The organism is Methylophaga sp. F7 (assembly GCF_056863975.1).
In genome coordinates, this window is record NZ_CM166511.1 from 31,194 (window position 1) to 52,208 (window position 21,015).

Consider the following 21,015-nt stretch of genomic DNA (forward strand, 5'->3'; position numbering starts at 1 on the left):
CGGTGGCTGCCCTGCCTTTGCCATGGCTGGATGATGATAATCAAATGCCCACGCTTGCACCGATGCTGGATCAATCCAAACCTGCCGTGGTGAATATTGCCACACGTAGTGAAGTCAGAATTCAGGATAATCCATTATTAAATGATCCGTTTTTCCGACGTTTTTTTAATTTACCTCAACAACAGCAACCCCGTACTCGTCAGGCCCAAAGCCTGGGGAGTGGCGTTATTGTTAATGCTAAAGAAGGTCTGGTATTAACCAATAATCATGTGATTCAGCGTGCAGACGAAATTACTGTATCCCTGCACGATGGCCGTACCTTTCAGGCTGAAGTAGTAGGCAGCGATCCAGCAACTGACGTGGCCGTGATTCGCATTCCCCCGAAAAACTTACCGCTCTGCCACTGGCGGATTCCGACAGACTGCGGGTTGGCGATTTTGTGGTCGCTATTGGTAATCCGTTCGGCCTTGGCCAAACAGTGACATCCGGTATTGTCAGTGCTTTGGGACGGAGCGGTCTGGGACTTGAAGGTTACGAAAACTTTATTCAAACCGATGCTTCCATCAATCCCGGTAATTCGGGCGGTGCATTAGTTAATCTGCGAGGTGAATTAGTGGGTATTAACACCGCTATTTTTTCACCGAATCAATCCGGTAATGTAGGGATTGGCTTTGCTATTCCGAGTAATCTTGTCAAACAGATTACTGATCAGTTACTGGAATATGGAGAAGTTCGTCGTGCTTATCTGGGTGTACAGATGCAAGACATTACCCCAGAACTCGCTCAGGCATTTGGTATTGAAGACAACCGTGGCGGCGCCGTAGTAACCAATGTAATTAAAGATTCTGCTGCTGAAAAAGCGGGTTTAAAAGTGGGTGATGTGGTGACCGCTGTCGATGGCGTTTCGCTGTTAAACGCTGATAACCTGCGTAATACCATCGGTTTATTGATGGTGGGCCAGACTATCAAGCTGGACATCATTCGTAATGGCAAGGAAAAGACCCTGACGGCAAAAGTTACTGAAGTCCAATCCAGTAAAACCCAAACTGGCGATGTGCATCCGAAACTGCGAGGCGCCACTTTTGGTGATATCGAACAAAGCTCACCTGCCTACGGCAGAATTCAAGGCATTATGCTGTACTCGGTTGAACGTGGCAGCCCGGCCTGGGTCGCAGGTTTACGTAGTTATGACATTGTCACCTCGGTCAATCGTCAACCGGTTGCCAACCTCGAACAATTCAAACAACTGGTTTCTAATCAACCGGAGTTATTACTTAATATTGTCCGGGATAATCAGGCTATGTTCTTGCTATTACGATAAGGACTCTGGCGCGGAGCCCAGCTCCGCGCCATCACCAAGATTCTCGGACAGCAACTGGGTAGATCCTTGGTTTTTTTAACCTATAAATCGTGTTGATATTCTACTGTTCGATTCCTACATGCGGCTTTTGCCTGGTAAAGTGCCTCATCAGCCTGTTTAATTAAGTCTGCGGCCTGTTTCTCACCGGTAGGCACCATGCTGGCCACCCCACAACTTATTGTTACGTAATCTGCCACGCTGCTGGTTTTATGCTCTAACGCTATGTCATAAATGTTTTGACGCATCCGTTCAGAAATATCTATTGCGTCTTTAGGCCTGGTATTCGGCAATAATACGCAGAACTCTTCACCTCCAAAACGGATGGCAACATCAGTTGCTCGAAGTAAACTTTGCTGCATCACATTCGCAACTGATTTTAAGCATTCATCGCCTGTCTGGTGACCATAGGTATCATTGAACTGTTTAAAAAAATCTATATCTGCAATGATGATAGAAAAATGATTTTTATTGGCTAATGCAGCTGACCATTCTGTTTCCAGATGCTCTGCCAGATAGCGTCGATTTGAAAGGCCAGTCAGGTCATCTATTTCTACCAGCTTTTCCAGTGCGGACTGAACTGTCTTATATTCCGTCATATCCCGCATGGTTTCGACTACTGCAATCAGATTCCCCTGAAAATCATAGATTGGGCCTGAATCAAAAGCGATATAAAGCCTTCGGTTTATTCGTGGCAGATAGCACCAGTTATCTGCTTGATAGCCTTTACCATAGGCTGAAGGTTCAGCATGGTAAACATATAGTTTATCGAGCTCATCAATGCGATTTTGCACCAGCAGGTCTGCCAGGCAGGGTCGTTTTTCGGAATAAAAGGCCTGCCAGTGGTTATCGGTACCAATTACTTCTGAGGCTTTAATACCGGTCAGCCGTTCACAGGCTTTATTCCAGATAATCACTTTTCCTGTGTCATCAAGCACAAAAGTTGCTGTAACTAAATGCTCCATCAGATTAATAGCAAACTGCTGTTGCTGAAGACTATCCAAGATTATCTTCTCCCAGAAAAATCGTATTCCATACTATTCCGGCATATAAGTTACCTCTTTATACGGAATGTATTTTTCCTATACAAGCTTGGGAGGATATTCCTGCAAAATAAATTGCAAAAGTGTGTCCACTTCAAATGCTTTTTGTTGAGATTAAAACTCCTTATTTCACAACCCGTTTAATGCCTTGAATCATTAGTAGCACTACAGCGCCTGCAACAACACCCACTCCTGCGTTAAAAAGTTGTGGAACGATAAAAGCACCCACCGCATTTCCTACATTCAGGCTTTCCCGCCAGTGATGCAAAAAAGCTAAACCATGCACCAAAATTCCGCCGCCAACCAGAAACATAGCCAACATTCCAACGACTGATAAAAATTTCATAAATTTGGGGGCAAGCCATAAAATGCTCTGTCCCACTGCACGTTTAACTTTTGCAAACCAGTCTTTTCCTGCGCTTGTAATCAGGGCCAATCCGGCATCATCAAATTTGACAATTCCGGCGACTAAGCCGTAAACACCAAAGGTCATTACTAAGGCAATTAATGAAACCACGATAGTTTGTGTCATTATCGGAGCGCCTTGAGCAACGCCTAATGAAATAACAATGATTTCTGCAGATAAAATAAAGTCTGTACGTATCGCCCCTTTGATTTTGCTCCTTTCGAATTCAGCAATATCAATTTCAGGTGTCGTCACAGCATGGACTAATTCATTATGATGCGCGTCGTCTTCTGCCTCATCATGAATGTACTTGTGGGCCAACTTCTCAACGCCTTCAAAACAAAGATATAAGCCTCCCAGCATCATTAATGGAGTGACCAGCCATGGCAAAAAAGCACTAATTGCCAAGGCAGCCGGAACCAGAATCAGTTTATTTATTAAAGATCCCTTAGCGACAGCCCAGACAACAGGTAATTCTCTGCTGGCATCAATGCCACTAACCTGCTGAGCATTTAAGGCAAGATCATCGCCCAATACACCGGCTGTTTTCTTGGCGGCGACTTTTGTCATCAGCGTTACATCGTCAAGTAACGTGGCAATATCATCAATTAATGCAAGTAAACCAACGCTGGCCATAACTTTCTCTCTAGGTAGTTAATTACCTGTGGATTATAGAGATGTTTGTTGATTGATTAGCAGATAATATTGTTATTTATAGTCCCATCTCACTGAGGCCAGGATAATCATCCGGACGTCGGCCCTGTGGCCAAACCAGTTTGCGTTCAGCTTCACTTATAGGCAGATCGTTAATGCTGGCATAACGGGTTTTCATCAACCCATTTTCGTCAAATTCCCAGTTCTCGTTACCATACGAGCGATACCACTGACCTTGTTCATCATGCCATTCATAGGCAAAGCGAACCGCAATCCGATTTTCGGTAAAAGCCCAAAGCTCTTTTACCAATCGATACTCCATTTCGCGCTGCCATTTTTTCTGTAAAAAAGCTTTGATCTGTTCTCGTCCAACAGGAAATTCCGCACGATTTCGCCACTGACTGTCGACGGTGTAAGCTAAAGCAACTTTTTCCGGATCACGACTATTCCAACCATCTTCAGCCATTCGAACTTTTTGTTTCGCTGTCTCGATTGTAAAGGGTGGAAATGGGGGCTTCTGTTCATTTTGTTGCATTGTATCTCTCCCAATTTAAGGTATACCGATTTGTCTACATCAAGAATAGACAGATCGGTATACCTCTGTCAAACTTGGTGAAGTTTTTATAGGTGTTCACTATGGATAAACGTCAGCAATTAATTCACACCGCATTTAATCTGTTCTATCAAAATGGTATTCATGCCGTAGGAATTAATCAGATTCTGCAAACAGCCGGGATTGCGAAAAAAACCCTCTATCATCACTTTGCCAGTAAAGAAGAATTAATACAGGCAGTAGTCGAATATCGTGATGATAAATTTTACAACTGGCTAGCGTCGCGGCTTGAACAGGTAAAACCAGGCTATGATGGACTGAATGAATTATTTGATGCAGTTGATGACTGGATCCATAATCGTGTTGATGTGCTAACAGATTTCCATGGCTGTTTTTTTATTAACACTTGTGCGGAATATAACGATCCAAACCATCCCGTATATCTACAATGCCAGCAGCATAAAACCAGAGTTAACAGCTTAATTGAAAGACAGATTCGTGCCTTGGGAATTAGCGAGTTAGCCATTCAATATGTCACCGAGTCCATTAGCCTGTTAAAAGAAGGGGCTATAGTGACGGCCCATGTCCAGGGTGATTTAACGGCAGCACAAAAAGCTAAAGCGATGACCTGGATTGTGTTGGCCGCCTATCTGAGCTGAATAGTGGCGCTTGATAGAAAAAAAGCCGCTTAATCATCATAAGCTCTGCATTTATCTTAATATTTACCTACATTTACATAGCTTGAACCAAACTTACAAAGAAAAGACCTAAGCTGCTTATCAGTTACAAGGCTCTTAAAGTGAGGTAAGCATAATGGCTAATTCAAAAATTACCAAAACATCCATACTGCTGATGTTTTCATTATTCATCATCGGTTTTTCAGTAAATCAGGCCAGAGCCGATGTCAGAATAAATATCGGGCTTGGGTATCCAACCGGCTATGTGGATCACCGCCATCATGATTATGTCGTACAACACCATGCTCCTCGTTACAGCTATAACAAGCATTATTACAATCAACCCAAAAAGTATTATTCAAAACATAAACACCATTACCACCAGCCAAAAAAATATTATTCAAAGCATAAACAACATCCGAAATCCTATCGTGACTACGATAATCACCGTGACCAGTACCGCTACGAATCCAGAGGAAATCATCGGAATTATGAACATCGGGAACATCGCTATTATCGATAATTGACTGTTCATTGATAACTGGCAGATCGTTTTAGTTATAAAAGAAAAGCCCCATTCGGGGCTTTTCTATGGTTTATTTTAATTAGAAGCTGTAACGCACATTAGCCGCTACGCTACGACGTTCGCCGTAACCACAATCAAAACCTTCTCCACGACACCAGGAAATAAATTCTTCATCAGTCAGGTTTTTCGCATCAACAGTGAAATCCCAATCACCTACGGCATAACCAATCATGGCGTCATATAGCGTTTCAGAAGGAATCTCCGGAGCGCCGCCGCCACCTACGACATCACCAATATAGCGAATGCCCGCACCAACACGCCAATGATTTCCCAGGTAGAGTTTATTCCACCATGAACCAGTTTTTTCAGCCAAAGCAGACAGTCGGTCTCCGGTATTATCATTTTTTGCGTTTAAGTCCGTATAAGCAAATTGAGTTTCGAAGTTCTGCCAGCGTTTGTTAATTTGCAGTTCCCAACCATCAATGACTGAACCAACCTGCTCAACACCACCAGGAGTCTGTCCCTGAACGATACGATTGGTTTCCGTAATATCGAAATAAGCCATTGTGACAGCCAATGTTTTATCTGGAGAGAGATATTTAATACCAATTTCTTGTTGCTCACCGGTGGTGGGTTTTAAGGTATTGGCTGCAGAAGTGCCATCAGTACCGAGGTTCATGCTAAATGCTTCGGAGTAACTGATATAAGGCGATAAACCATTATCAAACCTGTACATTAATCCAACTCTGCCAGTTGTTTCCTGCTCATCACTCGTGACATTGGGTCCGTTTACAGCAAGTTTCCGGTTTTTGGCGAAATCACGCCGTAAACCAGCCGATAAAACCACTTTCCCAATTTCAATATGATCAGCCAGGTAGATACCAACTTGTTGTATTTCATTATCATCACGATCTACCGGATTCGCTAGGGCTGCAGTATTTAAGTTTCCGTATTGCGGATCATAAAGATTAATAATTCCACCACCGGTTGAATTAGAAATATAATTTTCTTCCTCCCATAATGCATCCTGTCTATCCCAGCCAATAATTAGGTTATGACGGGTTATACCCAAATCAAAGACACCTGAAAGACGCGTATCCAGATTAAAAATTCTAGTTTGACGATCAGCTGTATGAATACTTCGTGCAATATTGCCTTCAGGAGAAACAACTGCTCCCACCCTGGCCCAATGCTCGCGAGTTTTGGTACTAGATTCTGTGTAACGAGCGGTAGTAGAAAATGACCAAATATCATTAAATTTGTGATCAAAAAAGAAAGTTAATTCCGTTTTCTCTCTATCATATCTATCCCAGTCAGGCTCACCAACAAAGGTTTCTGAACCGACATAACCTAAAGGTCCTCGATCAAGTGTGCCGGTTTGTGGCAAAAACTGAGCAGAAACCTGGCCTCTATTTTCCTGGCGATTTAATAAGAAAGAAAATGTTGTGTCATCTGTGGGACGCCACGTTATAGATGGAGCAATTACATAACCATCATCTTCAACATGATCGACCTGAGTATCAGCATCTCGTTGTAAACCAACAACTCTATACAGCAGTTTGCCGTCATCTGTCGCAGGGCCAGTCACATCAAATGCAATCTGCTTACGATTATGAGAACCATATTGTCCCCATATCTCACCTTGCTGTTCAGCTTTTGGTAATTTTGAAACCGAATTGATAACCCCACCCAGATCCCCCTGTCCGTATAACATGGATGAAGGTCCTTTCAGTACCTCAATACTTTCCAATGCATAAACGTTGGTTCGAACACTGTTATACGAACCATAGAGTTGTCTTAAACCATCAAGGTAAAGGCCAGGGGAAATACCGCGGACTTTAGCACTATCGATTCGGGTATCAGCACCAAATGCGCCAGAGTAAACACCGGAGGTATACTGTAGAGCATCCTGAATATTTTTTGCCCCAGTATCTTTCATGAAATCATCATCGATAATAGACATCGAAAATGGCTGATCCATTATCGGCACATTTAATTTACCAACAACTGGTTCTTCTTCCAGCTCGATATAACCTAACGAATCAGCACCAGTCGAAGTTACTTCTACTGTCGGCAAATCCAGAGACTTTTCTTCGGTTTCTTCAGCGATAGCATTAGCTGTAAATACGAACATAGCTAAGACGGCCGGGGCACAAAACAACCGGTTTTTTTGAACAGATGGATACATTACAGATTCCCAAACGATTTATTAAAGCTAAATGATAGTGATTTAGATTTGCATAATGTAAAGAAATGTAACAATTCTGTCAATTTGTATGTTTGAAATCACAAAACGGATTTTGGTTTAAGTGTGTTGCAAGCTTTGCCGTACAAATTTGTTTAAATTGGCAAATACCCGTGACAAGTGCCAGTTGATGAGTCAAGCTTTACATAAAATAACGCCTCAGCCCAAACTTGATTACCAAAAGGAAAACGCTTATGAAAGGCAGCCAAAAAGTCATTGATTTACTTAATAACCTCCTCGCCGGTGAACTGACCGCGATGGACCAATATTTCATTCATTCCAGAATATACGAAGACTGGGGGCTGACACGATTATATAACCGTATTTCTCATGAAATGCAGGATGAAACCGACCATGCCGATCAGATGATCAAGCGTATTTTGTTTCTGGAAGGCATGCCCGACCTGACACACCGCGAACCGTTACGTGTAGGTCACACCGTACCGGAAATGCTGCAAAACGATCTGGATCTGGAATACGCTGTGGTCAAAAATCTGCGGGAAGGTATCGCGCTGTGTGAAAAAGAAGATGATTACGAAACACGCCAGATGTTACTTAAACAACTGGAAGATACCGAACTAGATCACACCCATTGGTTGGAACAACAGCTAGGGTTAATTGATAAAATGGGTTTGAGAAATTACCAGCAAGCCATGACGCTAGCTGAAGCATAAATGACTATTTTTTAATTGATTTTACGCATCCCAATACGGTTTCTCTTCGCCAAAGTAGCCTGACATAGCATCTAGAAAATATCTGACTTTAGAAGATTTCAACCGATTCGCTGGATAAAGCGCATAAATCTTTTGTGGTTCGGCTTTTTCTGATGCTTCCCATGATTGTAGTAAAGGCACCAATTCACCGGATTGAAGATACTTGCTTATCAGCCAGCGTGGGAACAACACAATTCCTTGCCCTGCAACGGCCGCATCAACCAGAATATCGGCATTGTTACTATATAAATTTCCGGTGACCTCAATGCCTTCAAATTTTGCCTCTGCATTGGGTCTAAAAAACCAGCTCCGCCGTCCCATACTGCCCTTATAAATTAGACAATTATGCTGAATCAGCCCCTTTGGTTCTGACAGCTCAGCCATTGAATCCACATACTCAGGTGCAGCACACAAATCATACTTTTCATTGGCAATTTTTTTATAGTTCAAACTGGAATCGGCCATTCCCCCAATACGGATTACAACATCCACGCCCTCGATGATCGGATCAATATAACTATCTGTTAATACCAGCTCGATGTTTATATCTTTATATTGTCGCTGAAACTTGTGAAGTAATTTGGTTAGATGCAATCGTCCAAAAGACACTGGAGCATTGATTTTTAGATTGCCTTGGGGCACCAAAGCACTTCCCTTAGCAAGCTCGGTTGCCAGTTCAATACTAATCAGTGCTTCTCTGACCTCAGCAAAATAGATCTCCCCCACTTCCGTTAGCTTGACCGCTCGAGTATGACGATAAAACAACCGCTGACCCAATGATTTTTCCAATCCAGCGATATAACGTGAAACAGATGAAGGCGGTAAATCCAATACTCTTGAAGCAGCTACAAAGCTACCTGCCTGTGCCACAGCCACAAATACTTTCAAAACATTCATGCTCATAGTGCAATTATCTATTGTTATTTACGTTATTGATTGAATTTAAGCATCAATAGACAATCACCACAACTTTTACTCAGGAAACGACATTCGTGCAGATCATTATTTACCTATTGGTACTCATCGCTGGGATGGGGTTGTCCATTGAAGCCGGATTGCTGGGACCATTGGGTATTCAAGTCGGTCATCTCGCGGCCACCTTATCCATCTTTATGATCGGCTCAATTATTTTGTCACTGATCCTGATCTTTTTTGTCAAAACCGATCTCAACAAATTGTTTAATCAACCCAAATGGTTATTAACTGGCGGCGTATTAGGACCGTTGTATGTAGTGTTTCTGACAATTGGCACGCCCATTGTTGGTCTCGGTGTCACCATGACCAGCGTGTTACTGGGACAAATCGCCATGAGTCTGGTCATTGATCACTACGGTCTACTGGGCTCGGTAAAACGATCCATTGATCCTTATCGCATCATGGCTATCGTCATGATTCTGTCCGCTCTTTGGTTATTAAGTTAGGAACACATGATGACATTCACATTAACCATCTTAATGCTTACACTCGGCGGCATTGCTTTATCGGTGCAATCCTCAATAAACGGTAATCTTGGTAATAAAGTCGGCGTCATCGCCAGCTCATGGCTGACGTTTATTGTCGGCTTTGCGATAACCTTTCTGCTGTTTTTCTTTTTTGAATCTCCCCACGATCAAACACTACTCACCGCTCCGAAATGGCAACTTATCGGTGCGTTATTCGGTGTGGTATATATGGTCGTTGTCGTCTTCGCCGTGCCGAGAATAGGTATCGCAGGCACTACCGTTTCGGTTATCTCCGGCCAATTGATGATGAGTTTATTGATTGACCACTTTGGCTGGCTGAATAACGCCGTAATCACCCTTGATGCAGAACGTTATCTTGCGGCTATATTATTGATTGGCGCGATAGCCATGATTTATTTGAGCAATAAAAGACGCGAAGCAGCACTTCTATTAAATGAACAGTAAATAAATTAAAACGAGTGGTTTTTTATAAATATTAGAACTCATTCGGTAGGGTGTCATAAGCCTGCTGAGCTTCCAGTACATACTCAATATTACCTTCTGACCAATTTTTAATGCCATCTAATAAATCGATCAGAGTTTGCCCAAGCGGTGTTAATGAATACTCCACTTTTGGTGGAACGGTCGGATAGACCTTACGGTTAACCAGGCCATCACGTTCCAGTCCTCGAAGGGTTTGCGTCAGCATTTTCTGTGAAATACCATCCAGCTCCCGACGTAGCTGCCCGAAGCGTTTTGTCTCTTCAGCCAAAGCCCCCACAGTAAGTACTGTCCACTTATCCGCAATCCGATCCAGCACTAAACGGGTGGGACAGTTTTTATTATAGACATTCCATTCAGCCATAAGCCATTGTTTCCATTTTATAGTCACTTTTTAGTATGTATAGCACTTTAAAGTGCCTTCTTGCGGAAAGATACCGTCACTCATAGTATTTCTCTTGCCAATTAAAAGCAACTCAAAGGAAAACATCATGAAACGTTATTTTTTAAACATCATCGCATTTACAACTTTATTATTTGTCAACGACAATCCAATTTTGACCCACTTTCCGACAAAGTAAAATTGACCCACCCTTGGCGACTATTCGTTAATTTGTTTATACGTTACTGGGGCTATCCCAGCAGTTTTCTTTCCTTTCAATCGATAACTGTTTCCTGAGATCTGCACAATATGTGCGTGGTGTAAAAGCCGGTCGAGTAATGCTGCTGTGAGTGCCTGATCATTGGCAAAAGCTGTTGCCCATTGTGAAAATGGTAAATTACTGGTCACTATCACGCTGCCTTGTTCATAGCGCTTAGCAATCACATTGAAGAACAAGGTGGCCTCTTCATGCCCGAAGGGCAAATAACCAATTTCGTCAATGACCAACAGTTTGGGCCCCAGCACACTGCGTTTCAGATAACCTTCCAGTCGATCCTGCTTCTTCGCAGTAGCCAGTTGCAACATCAGGTCGGCTGCTGTGATAAAGCGTACTTTGATACCTTTTTGAATCGCTTTGCAAGCATAAGCAATGGCCAGATGGCTTTTGCCGACACCACTCGGACCGAGCAGAACAATGTTTTCGGCCCGTTCGATAAACGCCAGGCTATTGAGTTCCTGCAATTGCTTTTTGGGTGCACCGGTGGCAAAGTTGAAGTCGTAGTCCTCAAACGATTTAATTGCTGGCAATCCGGCAAATTTCTGCAAGGTCTCACGTGTCCGCTGCGTTCTGGCATCCACTTCAAGGTTAAGCAGCTGCTCCAAAAAGTCGGCTAGTGTAGCGCCTTTACCCGCTGCGGTATCGGCCACCGCTGACCATTCCACTGCCATCGTATTGAGTTTGAGTTCTTCACAGGCCCGCTCAATCCGTGCCATCTGCAAGTTCATCGGCTCATCTCCAGCAACTGGTCGTAGGTGCTTAGCGGATGCTGCAGACTCTCAATCGGGAGAGCGTGACGAGATGGGAAAGCAACGTGTTTTTCTTTAATCACGCATGCCGGTAAGTCAGCCAATGCCAACTGCTCTTTAATCAACAGCGTTTGCGGCTGCTGTCCGGTGGTGCCATGGCAGCGCTGATGTGCTACCTCTCGTAACCAGGGACCGACTTGACCATTAGCCGTATCAACATCCAGCACCAGTCCCGCTTGTTTCAGAGTAGCTGCCAGCGGTGTGATAAAGCTGTTTTTCAGATAACCGTTAAAGCGCTCGACCTTTCCCTTGGTTTTCGCCCGGTAGGGCCGACAGGCACGAAGGCGAAAACTATAGTCTGCTGCTAACTGCAGCAACTTGTCGTTCCAGCGGTGGCGACCATCACCATATGCATCGCGTTCAATCATGATGCACTTGGCATTATCAAACAGGATCTCTTTGGGCACACCGCCGAAGTACTGCAAGGCGGCTTCTATTCCCGTGAGCCAGTCCTCTTGACGCTCATGACTGCTGAACCGTACAAAACTCGCCCGACTGTAACCGAGTGTGGCAACAAAGGCTTTGAGTTTGCTGCGTCCCCGTCGGATAGTGGTAAAGTCGACCTGCATCTGTTGACCCGGCAGGGTTTCAAACCGAACCACATCTTCTTGTAACGTTGGTTTGAACTGCCGGATGTAGTTTTTGACGATACCTTCCTGACCAGTAAAGCCTTGCTCTTTGATTTCCCTGAACAATACCGTGGCGGGGATCCAATAAGGTTTTGCTGCCGCAATACGTTCAAGTAAATAAGGTTTAAACGGGTCCAGTTTTGATGGTCTTTCTTCGCGTGGACCATAACTGGGTGAACGGGCTTGGTCACGCAGATAATTACGGACTGTGTTCCTGGCGATCCCGAGTTGCCTACTGATGGCGCGGATACTGTGACCCTGCCGGTGTAATACATGTATTTCCACTAATGACTCCTGATTTAACATCGCATTTCAACCGCCATCCTGTCGTTACAAATGACGGCCATTTTGCCTCAGGTGGGTCAATTTTTGATTGTCGTTAGTGGGGCAGTTTTACATTGTCGATGACAATTATTTAGTGGAACACACGCAATGGCTGATCAAAACACAAACCCAAACTTAACTTTGTTGAGCAATTTTGCTGGCGAGGTATTTGTTAATAAAGACCTCTCTAATCTGGATGCATATATGAAAAAAGATTACATCCAGCATAACCCTGCCGTCGCCCAAGGCAGCGAAGGATTTAAAGCCTTTTTTGCTGACTGGTTTGCCGCTATCCCCGACTTTCATTATGAGCTGAAAAACATCATCGCTAATGATGAATTCGTTTGGGTCTACGGGACTTATTCAGGTACCCATGAAAATGAATGGCTGGGCATTCCAGCCACTCAAGCCGAGTATAAGTTTGATGCGATTGATATCTTCAGAATTGAAGATGGAAAATTAGCTGAACATTGGGATGTGATGGATTTGCATACCTTATTCACTCAGTTACAAGCTAAGTAATCGTTATTCAAAAAGCAGGGCTTCGGCTCTGCTTTTTTTGCTTTATTTTCAGTAACCAAACGAACTGCTACTTCCCAAATCCCCTTTTGTGCTGCCGATAAAAATAGTTATCTCAGGATTAGAAATCGGAATGTTTGAGCGCAGCGAGTTTTTCGATTTCCCTGAGATAACTATTTTTATTGGGAAGCCGCAGGCCAGCACAAGGGGTGCCCTTGGGTTGTTAGGGAATTGGGCACGCAATTCCCTGACTCGCAATCATGCGAAATAAATGAGGTTGAGATATTCAGCTTAATCTCATGAAGCATGTACTTTACTTATTTTACTGCTCTCAATTTATTCTCGGGAAAGCTAATGTCTGGCAAAAACTCTTTTATGACATTCTCAGTTAAACCTAATTTTACTAAAACTCTTTTCCATGATCCGAAGCCAATCCCATTAATCATTGATTCCAATAACGCAGGCTGTTCAAATGGAATTTGTTCATCTAATGGTTCACCTTTTGCCCATCCCTTTTTATTAATATACATATAACCAGAACGCATCTGATCTTCAGATACCAGACCTAAAGTCTTGGCTCTGAATAATAACGCTTTGAAACTAACCTTGAAATACAGTTTCAATTTATAGATATTTTTCCAATTTAAGCTCTTAGTACCTCTGGTTATTGGAAAGCTTTCTATTGCCTTACTGAAGGTTACTTTCGGCATTAAGAAAGCACTAGCAAAATAGTTAGCCTGTTTTTCTGTTAATTTACAGCCTGTATCAATGCCCTCATGCATAATTAAATGACCTAATTCATGTGCTAAGTCAAAGCGATACCTACATGGATTATTTTTGGCATTATTACGAATAATAATTGGACGCTTTGTTGATAATGAAAAGGCATCAACTTTTTCATCAACCCCATCGACCGTAGTAATAATTACACCTGCATTTTCTAAAACAATTGTTATGTCAGAAATAGGACCTAAACCTAACTCCCATTCTCGCCTTAATAAATCAGATAGTTTTTCAATACTTGCAGCGTTAATATTTTCAAAATCATTATCAAAATTTACTCGAAAATCATTTAAATCGTAATAACTCTCAATTTCAGAAATAAGATTTGTCAAAATCTCCGCTCTAGCCATGACTGTGTTTGTAATTGTCTTTGTTCTAGTTCTTATACTTCTGAAGTGGCACTGCTCTTCAACAACTGGTGCTCCTCGTTCAGAATAAAAAAAACTCTTTTCTACACCTAGCTCCTTGCATAGCAGCTCAAATTGTGAATCTTTAGGCTCTTGTCCTGACTCCATTTTGGAGACATTTTGTCTTGTTACATTGAGAATTGAACCAATATTATCTAAAGAAAGTCCTTTAGCAAGCCTTGCCAAACGGAGCTTATCGCTGCGATATATTTGCAGACCTTGAATTTCATTCATTTTTACTTATCCGAATGTTCTGTTTTTTGTTTTTCTATTATTTTTAAAGCTACTTGTTTTCTCTCGATTGGCTTTTCTTGAATTAACCTATCTCCAACGGATTGGAATTTATTGTTGACTCTGTCATCCGAATACCACAATGACACCAAAGAATTATTAATAGGGTGATAGCCAGCTAGGGCTACTTTAAAGTCATCTTCTAAATCAACAATCTCGTCTCCAATACCTATAACTGTTGGAGCTACGACCATTAATCTCCAGTAGAGATCCTGATTACTTTGTTCATATTCATCATAATCTTCTAATAAAAGGACTAATTGACCTTTTTCTATTTCATTCTGGTTAAAGATTTTTATTCTTTTGCGGGGAGAGCGAGGCTCATCTCTAAAAACCCTTAAAGGTATATTATTAAGTTTGGGCACGTAGTCCATGCCTGTACTAGCTAAGGTTAGCCAAGGTTTTCCGGCATCATGGCTGAGCTTAATAAATAACTGTCTAAGTCTTCCATGTAAAGTTGTCTCAAATGTATACCTGTCGTCGTATTCACCAGTGTTTGATAGCCTTGTCTGCTCTGCAATATCTAAAATCTCGCGTGCTATTATATTTAACTGCTCCTCGTTAAAGGCCGAGCAAACTTCGAAAGGAGATTTAAATTCTGTTGACATAATTACGAGACCTCTAGAGATGAGTGCATATGCATGCCGGCCAGAATATTGCTTATTTTTTATTTTGTCAACTAGAAAGGAGGGTTTAATCTAATTTGTTAACCAGTGTTTTTCTTTTTTATCGGCCGCTGCCACCCCTTAACCGTCTTCTGCTCCGACTTAGTCAACGTCAACGAATCTGCAGGTGCCGTTTTCCGAATCGTTGATCCAGCCCCAATCGTCGCCCCATCCTCAACAGTGACAGGCGCAACTAACTGCGTATCCGATCCCACAAACACCCGATCACCAATTACAGTACGATGTTTATTCGCCCCATCATAGTTACAGGTTATTGTACCTGCCCCAATATTTACATCTGCCCCCATATCCGTATCACCGATATAACTGAGATGATTGATTTTAGAACCTAAACCAATATTGGCATTTTTAACTTCCACAAAGTTACCGACTTTGGCTTTGGCGGCGAGCTTGGTGCCGGGACGTAGTCTGGCAAAGGGTCCTACTGAGCAGTTAGTACCCACTTCGGCATTTTCGATAATGCTGTTTGGCAGGATTTCCGCCCCTTCATGGATGGTGCTATTAATAAGAATGCAGTTGGCACCGATGCTGACATTATCGGCGATGGTATTATTGCCTTCGAAAATCACGTTGATATCGATGGTGATATCCTGTCCTGCTTTGATATCTCCACGGATATCCACCCGTGCCGGATCACGGAAAGTGACACCTGACATCATCAATTCTGTTGCTTTGAGCTGCTGATAATAACTTTCAACCTCAGCCAGCTGCACGCGATTATTGATACCAGCCACTTCCATTTCATCTTCACAGGTGACTGAGTTAATTTCGATGCCCTGATTAACCGCTTTGGCAATCAAATCGGTCAGATAGTATTCACCCTGGGTATTATTGTTATCGAGCTGTGATAAGGCTTCGGTGAGCCACTTAGCCGGAATACACATAATGCCGGTGTTGATTTCATTGATTAGTTTGGTTTCTTCGTCGGCATCTTTTTCTTCGGTGATACACAACATATTGTCATCATAATCACGAACAATACGGCCATAGCCGGTGGGATCTTCCAATATCGCTGTCAGTACTTTCAGGCTGTTGTTATCACCAGATTCAATCAAATCCTGTAGCGTATCCGCTGTGATCAACGGTACATCACCGTATAACACCAACACCTGTTCACTGTTAACAAAGCTGGCTTTGGCCTGCTCTACTGCGTGACCGGTGCCTTTTTGTTCATGCTGCATCACAACATCGATTTGCTGATTTTGCAGGAACGGCACGACTTCGTCAGCACCATTACCAGAGACTACGGCTAACTGGCTTGGAGAAAGCTGTTTAGCGGTATCAATGACGTGTTGTAACATGGGTTTACCCGCCAGGGTGTGCATCACCTTGGGTTTGGCGGATTTCATGCGGGTGCCTTTACCGGCAGCGAGAATAATAATAGCCAGAGACATAATGGAGATTCCTTGTAACAGCTTTGTAGTTTAGCAAAGACCTGGAAACAAAAAAGGCCGTCCGAAGACAGCCTTTTTTGGGTCATCACTTTCGTGATTAATGCTTACGTGTTTTACGTGCTCTTTCAATGGCGCGTAACTGTGCCATTGCTTCTGCCAATTGAACTTGTGCTTCAGCAAAGTCCAGTTTAGCAGATTTATCATTTAGCGCTTTTTCAGCTGCTGCTTTGGCTTCCAAAGCAGCGGCTTCATTAACGTCATCAGCGCGTAATGCGGTATCGGCCAGAATAGTGACGATGTGTGGCTGAACTTCTAAAATGCCACCGGAAATATAAAACTGCTCTTCCTTACCATCTTTCAGTAAACGCACTTCGCCGGCTTTTAAACGTGTCAGCAATGGAGCGTGACGTGGGTAAATACCCACCTCACCCTCTTGTGCCGAGGCAATTACCGCTTCTACCAATCCAGAATAAATGGATTCTTCAGCACTTACGATGTCAACATGAATTGTCATAGCCATCAGCTACCTCCCAAGAGATTAGTACTTTTTGGCTTTCTCAATCGCTTCATCAATGGTGCCAACCATGTAGAACGCTTGTTCTGGCAGTGAATCATATTCACCATCCAGAATGCCACGGAAACCAGCCAAGGTATCTTTCAGTGAAACGTATTTACCTGGTGCACCGGTAAATACTTCAGCAACGAAGAATGGCTGTGACATGAAACGCTGAATTTTACGAGCACGTGATACAGACAGTTTGTCTTCTTCAGACAATTCATCCATACCCAGGATCGCGATAATATCTTTCAGTTCTTTATAACGTTGCAGCGTGTTTTGAACACCACGGGCAATATCATAATGCTCGTTACCAACAACCAATGGATCCAATTGACGTGATGTTGAGTCAAGTGGGTCAATCGCAGGGTAGATACCCAATTCAGCAATTGAACGTGACAGTACAACTGTTGCGTCCAAGTGAGCGAATGTTGTTGCAGGAGATGGGTCAGTCAAGTCATCCGCAGGTACATATACCGCTTGGATAGAGGTGATAGAGCCAGTCTTAGTAGATGTAATACGTTCTTGTAATACACCCATCTCTTCAGCCAATGTTGGCTGGTAACCTACCGCAGAAGGCATACGACCCAACAATGCAGATACTTCAGTACCGGCCAATGTGTAACGGTAGATGTTATCAACGAAGAACAATACGTCACGACCTTCGTCACGGAAGAATTCCGCCATGGTCAGACCAGTCAACGCAACACGCAGACGGTTACCAGGTGGCTCATTCATCTGACCGTAAACCAGTGATACTTTATCGATAACGTTTGAGTCAGTCATTTCGTGGTAGAAGTCGTTACCTTCACGAGTACGCTCACCTACACCAGCGAATACCGAGAAACCACTATGCTCGATAGCGATGTTACGGATAAGCTCCATCATGTTGACGGTTTTACCTACACCGGCACCACCAAACAGACCAACTTTACCACCCTTAGCAAACGGGCATACCAAGTCGATTACTTTTATACCGGTTTCCAGCAATTCGTTACTGGCAGACAGTTCATCAAATGAAGGTGCTTTACGGTGGATACCCCAACGCTCTTCTTCACCGATGTCGCCTTTCTCGTCGATTGGGTTACCCAATACGTCCATGATACGGCCCAGTGTTTTTTGACCGACTGGTACGCTGATAGCTTTACCGGTATTTGATACAGCTAAGCTGCGCTTCAAGCCGTCTGTAGTACCCATTGCAATGGTCCGGACTACGCCGTCGCCAAGCTGTTGCTGTACTTCAAGGGTTAAACCAGCCTCTTCAACCATCAAGGCATCATAGATATTTGGCAGACTGTCGCGGGGAAATTCCACGTCAACGACCGCACCGATAATTTGTACAATCTTTCCAGAGCTCATCTTGCTTCCTCTTTCAAATAAGTTCGGGCTGCTCAGCCCTTTTAATTCAGTTAGACCGCAGCGGCACCCGCAACAATCTCAGAGATTTCCTGTGTAATCGCAGCCTGGCGAGCTTTGTTGTAAACCAGTTGCAGGTCATCAATAAGATCGCCGGCATTGTCAGACGCATTTTTCATCGCAATCATGCGCGATGCTTGTTCAGAAGCAATGTTTTCAACAACGCCTTGATAAACCACTGACTCGATGTAACGGACCAGCAAATCATCCAAAACTTCTTTCGCATCCGGCTCGTAAATATAATCCCAGTGATGGGACATTTCCTCGCTTGGCGCACCAGGTGTCGCAGGCAGAAGACGAATAAATGTGTCTTCCTGCGTCATGGTGTTCACAAACTGGTTATAAACAAGGTACAGACTATCAATATGACCTGATTCGTAAGCATCCAACATAACCTTGATGCTACCAATCAATTCATGAACGCGTGGTGCATCACCCAATTGGGTAACCTGTGCAACCATGTTCACTGGCAAGCGGCTGAAGAATGTTGAGGCTTTTTGGCCAATTGCACAGATATCAACCTGCAGGCCTTTATCTGACTTGGATTTGATTTCGTGCAGCACTTCCTTGAACAGATTATTGTTCAAACCACCGCACAAACCACGATCCGAAGAAACCACGATATAACCTACACGTTGTTTCTCTTCACGATCCTGCAAATAAGGATGTCTGTATTCCGGATTGGCAAACGCCAAATGCTGAATAACATTTAAGATCTTGTCAGCATAAGGACGTGTTGCCGCCATGCGTTCCTGAGCCTTACGCATTTTACTGGCAGCCACCATTTCCATCGCAGAGGTTATCTTCTGCGTGCTCTTGATGCTTGCTATCTGCGTACGTATCTCTTTACCGCTAGCCATGAATTATGCCTCGCTTACCAGCTACCGTTGGCTTTGAATTTTTCAATCGCGCTGCGCATTTGGCCAGCGATATTGTCATCAAAATTACCAGTAGTGTTGATTGTGTCCATCAGCTCAGCATGCTGTGAACGCATGGTTGACAGCAGTGACGCTTCAAATGAACCGACTTTGCTGACGTCAACATCATCCAGGAAGCCTTCGTTGGCTGAGAACAATGAAATCGCCATTTCAGCAATTGATAATGGTTGATATTGTTTCTGTTTCATCAACTCGGTAACACGTTGACCACGGCTGATTTGTGCGCGGGTTGCTTCATCAAGGTCAGAAGCAAACTGAGCAAACGCTGCCAGTTCACGATACTGAGCCAAATCAAGACGAACACCACCACCCAGTTTCTTGATGATCTTGGTTTGAGCGGCACCACCAACACGTGATACCGACAGACCCGCGTTAATCGCAGGACGGATACCGGCGTTGAACAAGTCAGTTTCAGGAAGATCTGACCGTCTGTAATCGAAATTACGTTGGTCGGTACGAAAGCAGAAACGTCACCCGCCTGAGTTTCAATGATAGGTAACGCAGTCAAAGAACCGGTTTTACCTTTCACTTCACCATTAGTGAGTTTTTCTACGTAATCTTCGTTTACACGTGCTGCACGTTCCAGCAAGCGTGAGTGAAGGTAGAAAACGTCACCAGGATAAGCTTCACGACCTGGTGGACGACGTAACAACAAGGATACCTGACGGTAAGCCCAGGCTTGTTTGGTTAAGTCATCATAGATGATCAGTGCATCTTCGCCTTTATCACGGAAGTATTCGCCCATTGAGCAACCCGCGTAAGGAGCAATAAATTGCAAAGCAGCTGAATCAGAAGCAGAAGCCGCAACGATGATGGTGTGACCCAGTGCATCGTGTTCTTCCAGTTTACGAACCACGTTCGCAATAGAAGACGCTTTTTGACCAATCGCTACATAGATACATTTAACGCCTGTACCTTTCTGATTGATGATGGCATCAACTGCGATAGCTGTTTTACCCGTTTGGCGGTCACCGATAATCAACTCACGTTGACCACGACCGACTGGGATCATCGCATCGATGGATTTCAAACCGGTTTGTAATGGCTGGTCAACTGACTTACGAGCAATAACGCCTGGCGCTACTTTCTCAATTGGAGAAGAACCGCTGGCTTGAATATCGCCTTTACCGTCAATTGGTTTACCCAGTGAGTCAACAACACGACCTAACAGGCCTTCACCTACTGGAACTTCCAGAATACGACCAGTACATTTGACTTTGTCGCCTTCAGAAATATGTTGGTAAGCGCCCAGAATAACGGCACCGACTGAGTCACGCTCTAGGTTAAGAGCCATACCGAAAGTGTTGCCTGGAAACTCAAGCATTTCCCCGGACATGACATCGGCAAGACCATGAATACGCACAATACCATCGGTTACACCGACTACGGTGCCTTCTGTTCGTGCTTCAGTAGCCCCGTCAAAGCTTTCAATTCGCTTTTTAATCAGGTCACTGATTTCTGCTGAATTCAGTTGCATCTCTGTTTCC

General features: G+C 43.6%; 21 protein-coding genes and 2 pseudogenes. 8 read left to right on the top strand and 15 right to left on the bottom strand.

All coding sequences use genetic code 11. The features are described 5' to 3' along the window. Positions 1–62: 62 nt before the first annotated feature. Positions 63–958 (top strand): annotated as a pseudogene (locus AC08OG_RS00145) (Do family serine endopeptidase); the annotation flags it as partial. Positions 959–1,132: 174 nt separating this feature from the next. Next, positions 1,133–1,321 (top strand): PDZ domain-containing protein, encoded by a 189-nt coding sequence (locus AC08OG_RS00150; protein WP_482930560.1) that lies wholly within the window; start codon positions 1,133–1,135, stop codon positions 1,319–1,321. An 80-nt stretch (positions 1,322–1,401) separates the two neighbouring features. Here the strand turns inward: AC08OG_RS00150 and AC08OG_RS00155 are convergent, their stop codons facing one another. From AC08OG_RS00155 to AC08OG_RS00165, 3 genes are all read right to left on the bottom strand, one after another. Beyond that, positions 1,402–2,361 carry a diguanylate cyclase gene (locus AC08OG_RS00155; RefSeq protein WP_292358450.1) on the bottom strand — a complete coding sequence of 320 codons (960 nt, stop codon included), beginning with the start codon at positions 2,359–2,361 and terminating at the stop codon, positions 1,402–1,404. 163 nt (positions 2,362–2,524) lie between these two features. Beyond that, positions 2,525–3,442: a DUF808 domain-containing protein gene (locus AC08OG_RS00160; protein WP_482929855.1), complete on the bottom strand. Its 918-nt coding sequence runs from the start codon at positions 3,440–3,442 to the stop codon at positions 2,525–2,527. Positions 3,443–3,518: 76 nt separating this feature from the next. Next, the gene (locus AC08OG_RS00165; RefSeq protein ID WP_292358454.1) at positions 3,519–3,995 is read right to left on the bottom strand and encodes a nuclear transport factor 2 family protein; all 477 of its coding nucleotides are present in this window, start codon (positions 3,993–3,995) and stop codon (positions 3,519–3,521) included. 101 nt (positions 3,996–4,096) lie between these two features. Here AC08OG_RS00165 and AC08OG_RS00170 point away from each other — a divergent pair, with 101 nt between their 5' ends. Continuing rightward, positions 4,097–4,672 carry a TetR/AcrR family transcriptional regulator gene (locus AC08OG_RS00170; protein WP_292358455.1) on the top strand — a complete coding sequence of 192 codons (576 nt, stop codon included), beginning with the start codon at positions 4,097–4,099 and terminating at the stop codon, positions 4,670–4,672. Positions 4,673–4,826: 154 nt separating this feature from the next. Continuing rightward, positions 4,827–5,213, top strand: coding sequence for a hypothetical protein (locus AC08OG_RS00175; RefSeq protein WP_292358457.1), 387 nt, complete (start codon positions 4,827–4,829; stop codon positions 5,211–5,213). A gap of 82 nt (positions 5,214–5,295) precedes the next feature. On the opposite strand, the gene AC08OG_RS00180 is transcribed toward AC08OG_RS00175, so the two are convergent. Then, the gene (locus AC08OG_RS00180; protein WP_292358459.1) at positions 5,296–7,350 is read right to left on the bottom strand and encodes a TonB-dependent siderophore receptor; all 2,055 of its coding nucleotides are present in this window, start codon (positions 7,348–7,350) and stop codon (positions 5,296–5,298) included. A gap of 305 nt (positions 7,351–7,655) precedes the next feature. Here AC08OG_RS00180 and bfr point away from each other — a divergent pair, with 305 nt between their 5' ends. Next, entirely contained in the window at positions 7,656–8,135 is a 480-nt protein-coding gene (bfr, locus tag AC08OG_RS00185; RefSeq protein WP_292358461.1) for a bacterioferritin, read from the top strand. Positions 8,136–8,156: 21 nt separating this feature from the next. Here bfr and AC08OG_RS00190 read toward each other — a convergent pair whose 3' ends face one another. Beyond that, positions 8,157–9,077, bottom strand: a complete 921-nt coding sequence (locus AC08OG_RS00190; protein WP_292397685.1) for a LysR family transcriptional regulator — start codon at positions 9,075–9,077, stop codon at positions 8,157–8,159. Between the two features lie 89 nt (positions 9,078–9,166). Between AC08OG_RS00190 and AC08OG_RS00195 the strand changes: the two genes are divergently transcribed. Then, the gene (locus AC08OG_RS00195) at positions 9,167–9,595 is read left to right on the top strand and encodes a DMT family transporter (protein ID WP_292358464.1); all 429 of its coding nucleotides are present in this window, start codon (positions 9,167–9,169) and stop codon (positions 9,593–9,595) included. Positions 9,596–9,601: 6 nt separating this feature from the next. Further along, positions 9,602–10,081 (top strand): DMT family transporter, encoded by a 480-nt coding sequence (locus AC08OG_RS00200; protein ID WP_292412777.1) that lies wholly within the window; start codon positions 9,602–9,604, stop codon positions 10,079–10,081. 31 nt (positions 10,082–10,112) lie between these two features. Here AC08OG_RS00200 and AC08OG_RS00205 read toward each other — a convergent pair whose 3' ends face one another. From AC08OG_RS00205 to istA, 3 genes are all read right to left on the bottom strand, one after another. Beyond that, entirely contained in the window at positions 10,113–10,481 is a 369-nt protein-coding gene (locus tag AC08OG_RS00205) for a winged helix-turn-helix transcriptional regulator (protein WP_292358467.1), read from the bottom strand. Positions 10,482–10,718: 237 nt separating this feature from the next. Beyond that, complete coding sequence (istB, locus tag AC08OG_RS00210) at positions 10,719–11,504, bottom strand: IS21-like element helper ATPase IstB (protein ID WP_482929749.1); 786 nt, start codon at positions 11,502–11,504, stop codon at positions 10,719–10,721. Then, positions 11,501–12,520 (bottom strand): IS21 family transposase, encoded by a 1,020-nt coding sequence (gene istA, locus AC08OG_RS00215; protein ID WP_482929750.1) that lies wholly within the window; start codon positions 12,518–12,520, stop codon positions 11,501–11,503. Before istA ends, istB begins: the two co-directional genes overlap by 4 nt. Positions 12,521–12,646: 126 nt before the next feature. Here istA and AC08OG_RS00220 point away from each other — a divergent pair, with 126 nt between their 5' ends. Next, positions 12,647–13,060 (top strand): ester cyclase, encoded by a 414-nt coding sequence (locus tag AC08OG_RS00220; protein WP_482929856.1) that lies wholly within the window; start codon positions 12,647–12,649, stop codon positions 13,058–13,060. A gap of 314 nt (positions 13,061–13,374) precedes the next feature. On the opposite strand, the gene AC08OG_RS00225 is transcribed toward AC08OG_RS00220, so the two are convergent. From AC08OG_RS00225 to atpA, 7 genes and pseudogenes are all read right to left on the bottom strand, one after another. Then, positions 13,375–14,481, bottom strand: coding sequence for a helix-turn-helix domain-containing protein (locus tag AC08OG_RS00225; protein WP_292358471.1), 1,107 nt, complete (start codon positions 14,479–14,481; stop codon positions 13,375–13,377). Positions 14,482–14,483: 2 nt separating this feature from the next. Next, positions 14,484–15,146 carry a hypothetical protein gene (locus AC08OG_RS00230; RefSeq protein ID WP_292358473.1) on the bottom strand — a complete coding sequence of 221 codons (663 nt, stop codon included), beginning with the start codon at positions 15,144–15,146 and terminating at the stop codon, positions 14,484–14,486. 98 nt (positions 15,147–15,244) lie between these two features. Continuing rightward, positions 15,245–16,618, bottom strand: coding sequence for a bifunctional UDP-N-acetylglucosamine diphosphorylase/glucosamine-1-phosphate N-acetyltransferase GlmU (glmU, locus tag AC08OG_RS00235; RefSeq protein WP_292358475.1), 1,374 nt, complete (start codon positions 16,616–16,618; stop codon positions 15,245–15,247). 97 nt (positions 16,619–16,715) lie between these two features. After that, positions 16,716–17,138, bottom strand: a complete 423-nt coding sequence (locus tag AC08OG_RS00240; protein ID WP_292358477.1) for a F0F1 ATP synthase subunit epsilon — start codon at positions 17,136–17,138, stop codon at positions 16,716–16,718. A gap of 18 nt (positions 17,139–17,156) precedes the next feature. Next, positions 17,157–18,533, bottom strand: a complete 1,377-nt coding sequence (gene atpD / locus AC08OG_RS00245; protein WP_292358479.1) for a F0F1 ATP synthase subunit beta — start codon at positions 18,531–18,533, stop codon at positions 17,157–17,159. Between the two features lie 50 nt (positions 18,534–18,583). Then, the gene (atpG, locus tag AC08OG_RS00250) at positions 18,584–19,450 is read right to left on the bottom strand and encodes a F0F1 ATP synthase subunit gamma (RefSeq protein WP_292358481.1); all 867 of its coding nucleotides are present in this window, start codon (positions 19,448–19,450) and stop codon (positions 18,584–18,586) included. A gap of 14 nt (positions 19,451–19,464) precedes the next feature. Next, a pseudogene (gene atpA / locus AC08OG_RS00255) lies at positions 19,465–21,005 on the bottom strand (F0F1 ATP synthase subunit alpha). Positions 21,006–21,015: the final 10 nt, after the last annotated feature.

What these genes read in the sequence shown, in the direction of transcription:
- AC08OG_RS00150 (WP_482930560.1), top strand. Translation starts at nt 1,133, where the DNA reads ATGCTGTACTCGGTTGAACGTGGCAGCCCGGCCTGGGTCGCAGGTTTA.
- AC08OG_RS00160 (WP_482929855.1), bottom strand. Translation starts at nt 3,442, where the DNA reads ATGGCCAGCGTTGGTTTACTTGCATTAATTGATGATATTGCCACGTTA.
- AC08OG_RS00165 (WP_292358454.1), bottom strand. Translation starts at nt 3,995, where the DNA reads ATGCAACAAAATGAACAGAAGCCCCCATTTCCACCCTTTACAATCGAG.
- AC08OG_RS00170 (WP_292358455.1), top strand. Translation starts at nt 4,097, where the DNA reads ATGGATAAACGTCAGCAATTAATTCACACCGCATTTAATCTGTTCTAT.
- AC08OG_RS00175 (WP_292358457.1), top strand. Translation starts at nt 4,827, where the DNA reads ATGGCTAATTCAAAAATTACCAAAACATCCATACTGCTGATGTTTTCA.
- AC08OG_RS00180 (WP_292358459.1), bottom strand. Translation starts at nt 7,350, where the DNA reads ATGTTCGTATTTACAGCTAATGCTATCGCTGAAGAAACCGAAGAAAAG.
- bfr (WP_292358461.1), top strand. Translation starts at nt 7,656, where the DNA reads ATGAAAGGCAGCCAAAAAGTCATTGATTTACTTAATAACCTCCTCGCC.
- AC08OG_RS00190 (WP_292397685.1), bottom strand. Translation starts at nt 9,077, where the DNA reads ATGAGCATGAATGTTTTGAAAGTATTTGTGGCTGTGGCACAGGCAGGT.
- AC08OG_RS00200 (WP_292412777.1), top strand. Translation starts at nt 9,602, where the DNA reads ATGATGACATTCACATTAACCATCTTAATGCTTACACTCGGCGGCATT.
- AC08OG_RS00205 (WP_292358467.1), bottom strand. Translation starts at nt 10,481, where the DNA reads ATGGCTGAATGGAATGTCTATAATAAAAACTGTCCCACCCGTTTAGTG.
- istB (WP_482929749.1), bottom strand. Translation starts at nt 11,504, where the DNA reads ATGAACTTGCAGATGGCACGGATTGAGCGGGCCTGTGAAGAACTCAAA.
- istA (WP_482929750.1), bottom strand. Translation starts at nt 12,520, where the DNA reads ATGTTAAATCAGGAGTCATTAGTGGAAATACATGTATTACACCGGCAG.
- AC08OG_RS00220 (WP_482929856.1), top strand. Translation starts at nt 12,647, where the DNA reads ATGGCTGATCAAAACACAAACCCAAACTTAACTTTGTTGAGCAATTTT.
- AC08OG_RS00225 (WP_292358471.1), bottom strand. Translation starts at nt 14,481, where the DNA reads ATGAATGAAATTCAAGGTCTGCAAATATATCGCAGCGATAAGCTCCGT.
- AC08OG_RS00230 (WP_292358473.1), bottom strand. Translation starts at nt 15,146, where the DNA reads ATGTCAACAGAATTTAAATCTCCTTTCGAAGTTTGCTCGGCCTTTAAC.
- glmU (WP_292358475.1), bottom strand. Translation starts at nt 16,618, where the DNA reads ATGTCTCTGGCTATTATTATTCTCGCTGCCGGTAAAGGCACCCGCATG.
- AC08OG_RS00240 (WP_292358477.1), bottom strand. Translation starts at nt 17,138, where the DNA reads ATGGCTATGACAATTCATGTTGACATCGTAAGTGCTGAAGAATCCATT.
- atpD (WP_292358479.1), bottom strand. Translation starts at nt 18,533, where the DNA reads ATGAGCTCTGGAAAGATTGTACAAATTATCGGTGCGGTCGTTGACGTG.
- atpG (WP_292358481.1), bottom strand. Translation starts at nt 19,450, where the DNA reads ATGGCTAGCGGTAAAGAGATACGTACGCAGATAGCAAGCATCAAGAGC.